The 11,746-nt window shown below is 59.3% G+C and carries 9 protein-coding genes; 4 read left to right on the top strand and 5 right to left on the bottom strand.

All coding sequences use genetic code 11. The features are described from left to right. Positions 1-88: 88 nt before the first annotated feature. From BLQ12_RS17905 to BLQ12_RS17890, 4 genes are all read right to left on the bottom strand, one after another. Positions 89-1,129, bottom strand: coding sequence for an ABC transporter ATP-binding protein (locus BLQ12_RS17905; RefSeq protein WP_092212590.1), 1,041 nt, complete (start codon positions 1,127-1,129; stop codon positions 89-91). Further along, positions 1,126-2,772, bottom strand: coding sequence for an ABC transporter permease (locus tag BLQ12_RS17900; RefSeq protein ID WP_092212638.1), 1,647 nt, complete (start codon positions 2,770-2,772; stop codon positions 1,126-1,128). The genes BLQ12_RS17905 and BLQ12_RS17900 overlap by 4 nt, the downstream gene beginning before the upstream one ends. Positions 2,773-3,087: 315 nt before the next feature. Next, entirely contained in the window at positions 3,088-4,092 is a 1,005-nt protein-coding gene (locus tag BLQ12_RS17895) for a Fe(3+) ABC transporter substrate-binding protein (protein WP_254782077.1), read from the bottom strand. Between the two features lie 327 nt (positions 4,093-4,419). After that, a complete protein-coding gene (locus tag BLQ12_RS17890; protein ID WP_092212586.1) occupies positions 4,420-5,418 on the bottom strand; it encodes an adenosine deaminase in 999 nt (332 codons plus the stop codon). Between the two features lie 560 nt (positions 5,419-5,978). Between BLQ12_RS17890 and BLQ12_RS17885 the strand changes: the two genes are divergently transcribed. The 3 genes from BLQ12_RS17885 (at position 5,979) to BLQ12_RS17875 (ending at position 9,130) form a co-directional block, all read left to right on the top strand. Continuing rightward, positions 5,979-6,638 carry a CsgG/HfaB family protein gene (locus BLQ12_RS17885; protein ID WP_092212585.1) on the top strand — a complete coding sequence of 220 codons (660 nt, stop codon included), beginning with the start codon at positions 5,979-5,981 and terminating at the stop codon, positions 6,636-6,638. Positions 6,639-6,883: 245 nt separating this feature from the next. Further along, entirely contained in the window at positions 6,884-7,387 is a 504-nt protein-coding gene (locus BLQ12_RS17880) for a TIGR03546 family protein (protein WP_092212584.1), read from the top strand. 18 nt (positions 7,388-7,405) lie between these two features. After that, the gene (locus BLQ12_RS17875; RefSeq protein WP_092212582.1) at positions 7,406-9,130 is read left to right on the top strand and encodes a TIGR03545 family protein; all 1,725 of its coding nucleotides are present in this window, start codon (positions 7,406-7,408) and stop codon (positions 9,128-9,130) included. A 401-nt stretch (positions 9,131-9,531) separates the two neighbouring features. Here the strand turns inward: BLQ12_RS17875 and BLQ12_RS17870 are convergent, their stop codons facing one another. Continuing rightward, positions 9,532-10,260, bottom strand: a complete 729-nt coding sequence (locus BLQ12_RS17870) for a sulfite exporter TauE/SafE family protein (protein WP_175469912.1) — start codon at positions 10,258-10,260, stop codon at positions 9,532-9,534. Between the two features lie 210 nt (positions 10,261-10,470). On the opposite strand from BLQ12_RS17870, the gene BLQ12_RS17865 reads away from it, so the two are divergent. Beyond that, positions 10,471-11,592 carry a DUF362 domain-containing protein gene (locus tag BLQ12_RS17865; protein WP_092212578.1) on the top strand — a complete coding sequence of 374 codons (1,122 nt, stop codon included), beginning with the start codon at positions 10,471-10,473 and terminating at the stop codon, positions 11,590-11,592. Positions 11,593-11,746: the final 154 nt, after the last annotated feature.

Here is an 11,746-nt window from a genome sequence, read left to right as displayed (position 1 = left end):
AGATCCGTTATTATACAAAATGAAAAAACATGAGGAAAGCGGAACTGTTCAGTCGTGAAGGATCGTACAGGTGTGGTGCCGTGGCAACTCAGGGGAAAATGGAGACCCCGTCCCTGTCCACGGCCAGGCCGTAGGTCTCCCCTTCCAGAAGGGGGCTCCGGGTGTCTGCGTCGGCTTTGACCTGCTCACCGGAGGGGAGTTCAAAAAGACAGCTGCGACCCGGACCGCGAAAGCAGCTTTTTTCCAGCCGCGCAGTGGCCCCGGTGCCGGAGGTGGCGATGCGGATGGCCTCGGGCCTGACAAACACCCGGACCCGCCGGGCCGAAGCAGGGCCTGCTGCCGCCCCCACAGGAAAGGCGCCCAGGCCGAAATCCAGGGTGCCGTCGGGGGCCAGGGTGCCGGAGAGCAAACTCCCCTCCCCGATAAAACAGGCCACGGCAAGGGCCTTTGGGGAGTGATAGAGCCCTTCGGGGGTGTCCCACTGCAGGATGGACCCATCCTGCATCACCCCGATGCGGTCGGCCATGGCAAAGGCTTCGTGCTGGTTGTGGGTCACCATAAGAGCGGTGATGCCGAACCGTTTGATGATGTCCCGTACCTCGGCCGAAAGGCTCTCCCGCAGGGAGACATCCAGGTTGGAGAAGGGCTCGTCCATAAGGAGGCATCGGGGTTTCGGGGCGATGGCCCGTGCCAGGGCCACCCGCTGCTGCTGACCGCCGGAGAGTTCGTGGGGATAGCGTGTTTCCGCTCCGGCAAGGCCGGTGACGGAGAGAAGCTCGCCGATGGTGGCTTTTCGCTCCCCGCGCCCGGCCCCTGCCATGCCGAAGGCGATGTTTTCCCAGACGGTGAGGTGGGGGAACAGGGCATAGTCTTGAAACACCATGCCGATCTGCCGATCTTCGGCGGCAAGCCCCCTGCCCGTCTCCCACAAGGGGCGGCCCCCCAAATACACGGCCCCGCCGTCGGGCTCTTCAAATCCCGCGATCATGCGCAGCAGCGTGGTCTTGCCGCAGCCACTGGGCCCCAAAAGGGCCCCGATCTCGCCCCGGGCAAGGGAAAACCCCACCTTGCGGGCCACACAGGTATCGCCGAAATGTTTGGTCACCGCTTTGACATCAAGATACATCATCGTTTTGCCCTCTCCTTTTGCCACACCAGAAGCCCCACGGGGATCAACCCCGCCGCCACCAGCGCCACGGCGGGTATCGCCGCCCTCTCCCACTCCCCTTCGGAGGTGAGCTCAAAAATTTTCACGGCCAGGGTGTCCCAGCCAAAGGGCCGTGTCATCAACGTCAGGGGCATCTCTTTCATGATATCCACAAACACCAGGATGGCACCGGTCACCATGCCGCCCCGAATCAGGGGCAGGTGGATCCTGCGTACCAGTGAAAAACCACTGATCCCCATGGTCCGGGCCGCCTCGTCCATGGAGGGAGAGATCCTCCCCAGGCTGCTGGACACCGCGCTGAATCCCACCGAAAGAAACCGGACCATGTACGCCACGGGCATCATCCAGACCGACCCCTGCAGAAGGGGCCCGGAGAGCCCCACGCCAAATACCGCCAAGGTGCCTGCGGCCAGATGATCCATGCCGGTCAGGACACGCACCATGCCCACGGCAAGCACCGTGCCGGGCAGGGCATAACCCAGAAGGGAAACCCTGGAGAGAAAGGCCATAAACCGGCCATTGGCCTTGCGCCCGGCAAAGGCCAGTACCAGTGCTGCCGAAAGGGTGACAAGGGCCCCGGCCCCGGCAAGGACCAGGGAGTTCAGCAGGAGCCCCCCGTACCCCAGATGGAATTCTTCCCGCCACGCCTCGGCCACCCAGGCAAAAAGCTGGGCCATGGGAACCACAAACGCCACGGAAAAGAGACCGCCGAGAAATAGAATGGCTCCAAAGCCCTGGCGGGGTGACAGGGGAATCCGCTTCGCCCGCCGCCCGTCTCGTCCCCGGACATAGCGCATGCGTCGCCTGCTCCACTCCTCGGCCGTCAGCACCATAAGGGCCATCACCACGAGAAAGGAGGCGAGCTGGGAAGCGGCGTCAATGGAGAAAAACCCGAACCACGCCTTGTAGATGGCCGTGGTAAAGGTGTCGTAGTTAAATACGGCCACCGCCCCGAAATCCGCCAGGGTCTCCATGAGCACCAGGATCAGCCCGGCCAGGATAAAGGGACGGGCCATGGGCAGCATCACACGGAAGAAAAGCCGCCCCCGGCTCAACCCCATGGAACGGGAGGCCTCAAGGACACGCTCTCCCTGGGAGGCGAACCCGCCGGCGGCAAGGAGGAACACGTAAGGGTAAAGGGCCAGGGACAAAACCAGGATCACCCCACCCGTGGAGCGGACAGGCGGCATCCACGGCGCCACGGCAGGCAGATGCTGCCGCAGAAAGGAGGCCACAGGCCCCGAGAAATCCAACAGGCCGGTGTAGACAAAGGCCATCACATAGGTGGGAACGGACAGGGGCAGCAACAGCGCCCAGGAGAAAAACCGCCGCCCCGGAAACTCGCACAAGGCCGTCAGGTACGCCGCCGACACGCCGAAAAAAGCGGTGAGGGCCAGAACACCCGAGGAGAGCACCGCCGTGTTGAACAACAGCCCCGCCAGAAGGTTCTCGCGGAGATGCCCCCAGATGTCCCGGGTGTCCGCAAAGATCGAGGCCATCACAAGCAAGATGGGCAACAGCACCACCAGCGCCACCCCACAGACCAACACCAGGGAAGGCTCCACCCGCCCCCCTATCCGAACCGGGCCGGCGGGCCTCTTCATCACCATATCTGCGTCACAACCTTGCATGAAACCCCTTGCGCTGCATGAGTCGAGCAAAAAAGCAGCCTTCTATGGTTAAAGTGGGTGGAAAAAGCTTGCCTCCGGCGGCGAGGTGAGCCACCTCGAAAGCAGGTTGCGAATGCGCTTTCCCCTTCGTTCCTCAGGGAAAATCACTTTCGCCTATGGTTCAGATTAAACAGAATCTGTTTTTTTAAACCTGTTTATCAAACCCGTCGTTTTAAGATCAGGCAAAAGTTTGGCCCCCGGCAGGGCCGCCGGAGGCATAAACTGAGTAGTTACGGTTTTTCCTACACTTTATTTGTAGCCAGCGCGGTCCATGAGCTTGATGGCGTCGGACTGCAGTTCGCCGGCTTTTTCAAGGCCAAGGGCCGAGCCTTTAAACTCACCCCAGGCCGCCACAAAATCGTGGGGTTTTACGGTGGGATTCACCGGGAACTCCATGTTGGCGTCGGCAAAGAGATTCTGGGCTTCAGGGCCCGAGAGCCACTCCAGAAAGGCTTTTGCTGCTTCGGGGTGCCTGGCGTGGGTGGTGACCCCGGCGCCGGAGACATTGACATGAACGCCCCCTGCCTTCTGGTTGGGCCAGAAAATGGCCAGGGGCAGGCCCGGGTTCTTCTTCTGCAGGCGACCGAAGTAGTAGGTGTTGACAACAGCCACGTCTCCCTGCCCGGCCATGATCGCTTCAAGGGCCTTGGTGTCGCTGGAAAAAGGAGGAGCGGCCAGGTTGTGCACCCACCCCTTGACGAGTTCCTGTGTTTTCTTCTCACCGTGCTCGGCCATCAGCATGGCCACCAGGGACTGGTTGTAGACCTTCTTGGAGGTACGGAGGATAAGGCGCCCCTTCCAGGCGGGATCGGCAAGATTCTCGTAGGTGCTCAGCTCGGAAGGGGTAACACGCTCGGTGCTGTAGACGATGGTGCGGGCACGCCTGGAGAGGCCAAACCACCGGCTGCCGGGATCCCGAAGGCTGGCCGGAATATTGGCCTCAAGTACCTCGGAGGAGACGGGTTGCAGCACGCCTTCATTGGCCGCGTGCCAGAGGTTCCCCGCGTCCACGGTCATGAGAAGGTCTGCAGGGGTTTGGGAGCCTTCGGATTTCAGGCGCTCCAGAAGCACCGGGGCTTTGCCCGTGATGTACTTGATAGAAACGCCGGTCTTCTTTTCGTAGGCGTCAAACAGGGGCTTGATCAGATGCTCCTTGCGGGCCGAATACACGACGAGTTCCTGGGAAAAGGCCTGGGACAGGCCGGTAAAGGTCACCATGGCGGCGCAAAAAGCGCTGAGTATAAACTTCATCATTCCTCCATAATTTTTACAAAATCAAAACCAACGATGCGTGGTAACTATGCAGCTCAAAATGCCTCCGGCGGCCCTGCCAGGAACCCCGCGTTCCGCAACGGGGAACTATTTACCCCGAAGCATTTTCATGGTCAAGTATATTTTTTGGCAACACAAACTTTCTTTCAACACCAACACACCACAGCACCCTTACCCACCAACGCCTGGCCGGTTTCCAGCACGCCGCAAAAAAAAATCCCGCCGGACGCATGATGCGTCCGGCGGGATCTATGAACCAAAGACACGGAGAACGTGTCCCGTGGCCTTATGGCCTTATGGCCTTATTGTTTATTCTTCGCCCAGGGCTTTCGCCATCCAGGCCCTCTTCTCGACCTCGGGCAGAAAGCTCGCCTCAAAGCTGTTGGCGGCAAGGCGGCGGGCCTGGGCCTCGGTCATGTTCAGCTCCCTTGCGAGCCCTTCGAAGTTGGCGTTCATGTACCCGCCGAAGTAGGCCGGATCGTCGGAGTTCACCGTGACACAGGCCCCCGCATCCAGCATAGACAGAATGTTGTGGTCGGCAAGGCGCTCAAAAACCTTCAGCTTCACGTTGGAAAAGGGACAGACGGTCAGGGGCATGCGCTCTTTGATAAGCCGCGCCATAAGGGCAGGGTCCTCGGAGGCCCTCACCCCGTGATCGATGCGCGCCACCTTCAACAGGTCCAGGGCCTGATGGATGTACGCAGGGGGCCCCTCTTCCCCGGCGTGGGCCACGGGAATCAATCCGGCCTTGCGTGCCTTTTCAAAGACCCGTTCAAACATCTCCGGGGGAAACCCCGCCTCGGAGGAGTCGAGTCCCACACCGATGAAGCGGTCCTTGTGGGGAAGGGCTGCCTCAAGGGTTTCGAAGGCACTCTCTTCGGGCAGGTGCCGCAGAAACGACAGGATAAGGTGGCTGGTGATCCCCAGTTTTTTCCGTGCGTCGGCAAGGGCCCCGTCAATGCCCTCAAGCACCGTCTCAAAGGCGATGCCCCGGTCCGTGTGGGTCTGGGGGTCGAAAAAAATCTCGGTGTGCACCACGTTGTCCTCTTTGCAGCGCTCAAGATAGGCCCAGGTGAGATCGTAAAAATCCCGGGAGGTCTGGAGCACACCGGCACCGGCGTAATAAATATCGAGAAAGCTCTGCAGGTTGGAGAACTGATAGGCCCTGCGGATCGCCTCGGTGTCCTCGTAGGGCAGCTTGATGCCGTTTCGCTCGGCAAGGGCAAACATCAACTCCGGTTCCAGGGTGCCTTCTATATGCAGGTGCAACTCGGCCTTGGGCAGGTTGCGGAAAAATGTCATATCCATGGGGTCTCCCAAAATGTTTGTTTTGCATTGCCACGCGGGGACAGGGGCAAGGCGCCCCGGGCTGGGCCATCCCTTGCGTGGAGCCTTCAGGTCTCCATAGTATCCCGCTTCGCAGCAAAAAAACATTCAAAAACGATGCCTCCGGGTTCCAAGGGCTAAGCCCTTGGAACCCGGTTTCGCACATGCTCCGCACCTTCGTTCCTCAGGTACGTCACATGTGCCGACGGTCTACGCCCGTAAGGAGTGGCAGGGCGCACGGAGTGCACCCTACAGGCCTCATGTTGCCCCAACTTCATCCTGTGAAATACTGAAGCCGTTGCCGCGGCCCTTTGCCTTTTCCCCCCCGCCATGGCAACGGAAACATCCCCAACCCAGAAGGACCTGCGCCTTGAGCCCCTTCCAATAACTCAAGGGGAGCCCTTGCCTCCCGTGTCCCCATACGATATAAGACGTGAGGAATATGAGATGTTTGACGGCAGTTACAAAGCCGCACCGTGAAATGGTACACTGCCCCTTGTCCACCGGCACCCTAACGCCTTCACCGCCCACAGGATACAGCCATGAAACGAATCGCCCTCGTCCTTGCCGCCCTCACGCTTTTCACCGGATGTGCCATGCTCCAGCCGGACCAAACCGTGGTCTTAAGCCCCCGGATCACAGAACTCGACCACGACAGCTTTGCCATCCTCCCCTTTGTCGACGAACGGTCGGGCAGAAAAGACAACTTCGGATTTAACGTCTCGGACGTAGTGACCGATGCCTTTGAAACCGCCTTTATGAAATCCGGCCACAAGATTGTCGAGCGGAGCCATGTGGAGTCAATCCTGGGTGAAATGAAATTCTCCTACATGGGGCATGTGGACGAGGCCCAACTCAAGGAGATCGGGAAAATGACCAACGCCAATGTTGTCATCCTGGGCATGGTCCGCGATTTCAAAAAAGCAAAATACGAACGGGTGAAGGGAAAGATGAAGACGACCTCCTGCACCACCTTGAGCTACTCGGTAAAAGCGGTGCATATCGAAACGGGCGAGGTCCTCTGGAAAGGTGCCATCACCCGCAGCTCGGGCATGAAGGGCGACATGTTCTCCCCTTGCGATTGCAACGGCGTCCGCTTTGCCGACCGCACCTCCAAGACCCTGGTGAAAAAAATCCTTTCAAGGACCGATGCCGCTTTAAAAACCAAGAGCGAAGAGTACGACATGTTTCCGTCCCTGTGATGCCGACCGGTCCATGGAGGTGCTTTCCCGCCCCCTCGGGTTTCCCAAAGAGGGGGCAAGGCAGGGCCCTTCCCCTTCGGGCCTGCTGCGCCCGTTCACGCCGCATTTCGCCTTGACACCGGGCCACGCCCCACCTAATCTAATATATTAAAAACATGAGACAATTCGAGAAGCCGATCCTCTACAAAACAGCAACGTCTCATTGAACCCCATCGCATTGCCCTCGTCACCGCCAAGGAGGCCCCATGATCCAGCTGGTTGCCAATCTCTTAAAACTGTTAAACTCCGAGGCGGAACCGGCCCAGATCAGCCTGGCCCTCTGCCTTGCCATGGTGCTGGGATTTACGCCGCTCTTCTCCCTGCACAACCTCATCATCCTCTTTGCCGTGTGCGTCATCCGGGTGAACCTCTCTGCGTTTCTTTTAGGGTGGGCCGTCTTTTCAGGCATGGCGTGGCTCCTGGATCCCCTCTTCCACGCCATAGGTAATAAGGTCCTCACCCTGCCGGCCTTAAACGGCACCTGGACAGCCCTGTACAACATCTCCCTTTTTCGCCTGGCACGATTCAACAACACCGTGGTCATGGGCAGCCTGCTCACCGCCCTGGCTCTTTTTGTCCCCCTCTTTCTGGTGCTCAACCGGCTCATCACCGCCTACCGTCACCACCTGCTGGCCTGGGTCGACAAGAGCCGCCTCATGCAGATCTTCAAGGCATCCAAAATTTACGACGTCTACAAGGCCCTGGCCTGACCCCAAGGAGGTTTTTCCATGAAAAAGTGGATTCGCATCAAGGGCGTGGCCGCCTTTGCCGTCATCACAGCGGCCCTGGTCCTGTTTGTTGTTCTCTTCGCCGATACCCTCGTTAAAAAAGCCATTGAGACCACCGGCACCCTCGTCGTCGGCGCTCGGGTGGAGCTGGCCGACGCAGACCTCACCTTTTTTCCAGCGGGGCTGTCCCTCACCGGCCTTGCCGTCACCAACCCGGACGCCCCCATGCGAAACGCGGTGGAGGCAAGACACATCGCTCTCTCCGTGGAAACGGCACCCCTCTTCTTCCGAAAATGCATTGTGCCGGAGATGGCCGCCACGGGCATCCGTTTTGACACCGAACGGAGCCGCTCCGGGGCCGTGATCAAAGGGAAAAAAACCGACGCCCCCAAAGCCGAAGACGAAAAGACCTCCCTTTCCCTGCCCTCCCTGGACATAAAGGACCCGAAAAAAATCCTGGAACAGGAGACCCTGGCCAGCGTGGAAGAGGCCGAAAAAATCCAGGCCGACATCAAAACGATGAAATCAGAGTTTAAAAAACGCATCGCCGACTTGCCGGATGAAGAGGACTTCAAGGCCTACGAAAAGCGCATTGAGGAGCTCACCCACGGCAAGTCAGACTGGAAGGCCCTGCTCACCAAGGCCGCGGACCTGGAAAAGATCTCCGATGAGGTGGAACGCGACATCCAGGCCATAAAGGCCGTCAAAAAAGACCTTGAAGGTGAAATCAGCACCCTTGAAAAGCGGATAAAAAACCTGCCCAAGCTTGCCCAGGCCGACTATACCCGCCTCAAAGAGACCTACGGGCCATCGGCCGTGGGGGCAGGGAACATCACCGGCCTGCTCTTTGGCGATGCATACAAAGGCAAGGTGGAAACCGCCGTCAGGTGGTACAAGAAAATCCAGCCCATGCTGGAAAAGGACCCCTCGGACGGGGGGGAGGAGACGAAAAAGAAGAGTGCGGAAAAAGGGGAAAAGCCAAAGCGCATCAGGGGAAAAGGCGTCGATATCGCGTTTAAGGAGAAGCGCCCCCTGCCTGAGTTTCTCATCTCACGGGGCATCCTTGAACTGGAGATCCCCGCCGGCACCCTGTCGGGCACCGTCCAGAACGTCACCGCCCAGCAGCCCCTCGTGGGACGGCCCATGGCCCTGACCCTTGCCGGGCGTGAACTCAAAGGCATCGATGCCGTGGACCTCACCGCCACCATCGACCGGGTCAGCCCCCAGACCGCAGGGGATCGCCTCGTCTTTTCCGGCAACGGCATCGGTATCCGCCCGGTGGGGTCTGAAGATACCATCCGCATGGAGGGGGCCTCGGCCTCCGTCACAGGGCATGCCGAAATCGCGGGAAGCGAGACCCTGGACGCCGGCCTCACCGCCCGGATGACCCAGGTACGGTTCGCCGAATCCACCGACCCCGGCACCTTGCAGCAAGCCCTGAACCGGGCCCTGAAAGAAGTGAAGGAGTTCTCCGTTGAAGGCGTCGCCAAAGGCCCCCTGGACAGCTACGACTTGAGCGTCTCCTCAGACCTTGACACCCACGTAAAAAAAGCCCTTAAAAACGCCACCAAAGAACTCACCGCCGACTTCAACAAAGGTTTGCAGGCCGCCATCAAAGAGAAAACCGGCTCCGCCTTTTCCGCGACAAACAGCGATCTTGGCGGTATCACCGACATGGATGACGACCTCTCCCAAATGGTGAAAGAGGGAAAGGGCTTGCTTTAAAAATACGCCTTCTATGGTTAAAGTCGGATGGACGACAGGGGCAGAGTAAAAACCAAAAAGATGCCTCCGGCGGCAAGGTGGGGGCACCTTGAAACCCTATGGCGAATGCATGGAGGCAGCCATTATGCAAGCGCTCTCCGGGCATTCGCATGATGTGTGACATGTGGCAACTGTTTTTGCAGGAAAGCCCCATTTCATTCTTCTGGAAACACGATAAAGAACATTTGGAATTCGCTTGACTTTAACCAGCATAACTCCGGCGGCAAGGGTGCGAAGCCACTCAGGCTAAAACACCTTGAAAGCAGGTTACAGATGTGATTTTAAAACCTGTTTATTAAACTTTTTAAAAGTTTAGCCCCCGGCAGGGCCGCCGGAGGCTTTTTAAGTCAAATAACAACGTTTTAAAGTACATTTCTCAGAATCAGGGCCAAGCCGCCGAAGCTGACCAGCACAAGGAGGGCGGGCCGCAGGAAGGCGCGGTCCAGAAAGCGGGCAAAGGGTCCGGCAAGGAGGCTCCCCGTCAGGATCCCGGGAAGGAGCGACACCCCGAGGAGGGCATGGAGGACGCCAAAGCGACCGGCGAAGTAGAAGGCCACGATGGAGGCAAAGCTCCCCGACATGAAGGTGATGCCGAGGTTGGCCCGGATCTGGACACCGGGCTCGTTCTGAAGCAGGAGGATCAGGGGCGGACCGGGCACACCGGCCACGGTGGACATCATGCCGGCCACAGCACCTCCGCCCACAAGGGTTTTGCGACCCAAGGCCATGCGAAAGCCGATGGCGCTCATGGCCACGGCAAGGAGAATGGTAAACCCGATGGCCAGCTCAACCCCCGGCCCTTTCAGGTTTTTCAGGACGAAATAGGCAACAACCGAGCCCATGACAATACCGGGAAGGATCGACGTCAGCCAGTCGGTTCGAAGCCCCCTGCGGTTTCTAACGACCATGACGCTGTTTTGGAACATGCTGGCCAGAAGAAAGGAACCCGGCGCAAAGACGGGATGGATAAGGGTAAGAATGGGCACGCACAAAAGCCCCATGCCGAAACCGGTGCCGCTTTGGATAAAGGCCCCGAAGGCCACGGCCACATTGGCGGCCAGGATTTGCCAGAGTTCAGGCTGTTCAAACACGTACCGAGTCTCCTTTTGTCTACCACCGGGCCTCGGAAAAGCGGACAATCCCCACGTACACATTTCCAGGCCCCAAACCGCTCTTTTTCCGTAACAGAAAGGGAGAAAACACTACCACCTGGTCCTCTGGACTGTCAATATTTCATAACCTATTTTATGTAATTATGATATCGTGTTCGACACGATTGATCACCCATCCCCGGAGGGCCCATGACCACCCCTGAAATCGTCGATTCCGCCTACGACAAGGCCCTGCTCACCCGCCAGGCAGGAGATCTCCTGGACCGCCACATGCCCAAGCCCCTGAGCGCCTGCGAACAGGTCCTCATCAAGCCCAACCTCCTGCTGGCCGCACCTCCGGAAAAGGCCATCCTCACTCACCCGCTGGTGGTGCGTGCCGCGGCCGCATGGGTGCTGGACCGGGGAGGAAGGCCCCTCATCGCCGACAGCCCGGCCGTGGGAAGTGTGGAAAAAATCTGGAGGGTGGGGGGATTTGAAGAGGCATTAAAGGGGATGCCCTACGAGTTGCGGAGCTTTCAGACGGCCGACCCCGTAGATATCGGGGCCCCCTTCGGCACCATCGGCCTGGCCCGGGAGGCCCTGGGAATCCCCACCGTCATCAACCTGCCCAAGTTCAAGACCCACGCCATGATGACCCTCACCCTGGGCGTCAAGAACCTCTTCGGGTGCGTGGTGGGTTTTGAAAAGCCCAAGTGGCACGCACGGGCCGGTATCCAGAGGGAACAATTCGCCAAGCTCCTGGTGGGTATCGCCGAAGCGATCCGGCCCACGGTCACCCTCGTGGACGCCGTCACAGGCCTCGAAGGCCAGGGCCCCGGTAAAAACGGGACCCCCAGGCCCATGGGCGCCCTGGTGGCAGGGGCAAACATTCACGGGGTCGACGCCGCCTGCGCCCGCATGGCAGGCCTTGCCCCCGAGGACCTGCCCACCCTGGCCGCGGCCCTTGCCCTGGGACACCTGACGATCATCCCGCCCCAACCTGTGCCGGAAACGGTCTTCAAAGACTTCAAACTGCCCACCCAGAGCCCGGTGACCTTCGGCCCCTCGTTTCTGAAACACCTCATCCGGAAGCACATGGTCCAGCGCCCCGTGGTGAACCCGGCAACCTGCCAAAAATGCAATCACTGCCTCACCTACTGCCCGGTCAACGCCATCACCGAGACCCCCGAGGCCGTGGCCTTCAACCTTGAAACATGCATCCGGTGCTACTGCTGCGTGGAGGTCTGCCCCCATGCGGCCCTGGAAGCCGTGGACACCCGCATCGGAGCCTGGCTGCAGAGCGGCAAACGGCTTGTGGACCGGGTGTTTTAAAAGATAAAAACATGCCTTCTATGGTTAAAGGGGATGGAAGAAGGCCTCCGGCGGCGAGGTGTGCCACCTCGAAAGCAGGTAGCGAATGCGCTTTCCCCTTCGTTCCTCAGGGAAAATCGCATTCGCTATTGATTCGGAATAAACTGAATCTGTT

Source organism: Desulfoluna spongiiphila (assembly GCF_900101345.1).
GTDB classification, from domain to species: domain Bacteria; phylum Desulfobacterota; class Desulfobacteria; order Desulfobacterales; family Desulfolunaceae; genus Desulfoluna; species Desulfoluna spongiiphila.
Note: the sequence above shows the minus strand (reverse complement) of the source record. Positions and strands in the feature narration are given on the sequence as shown.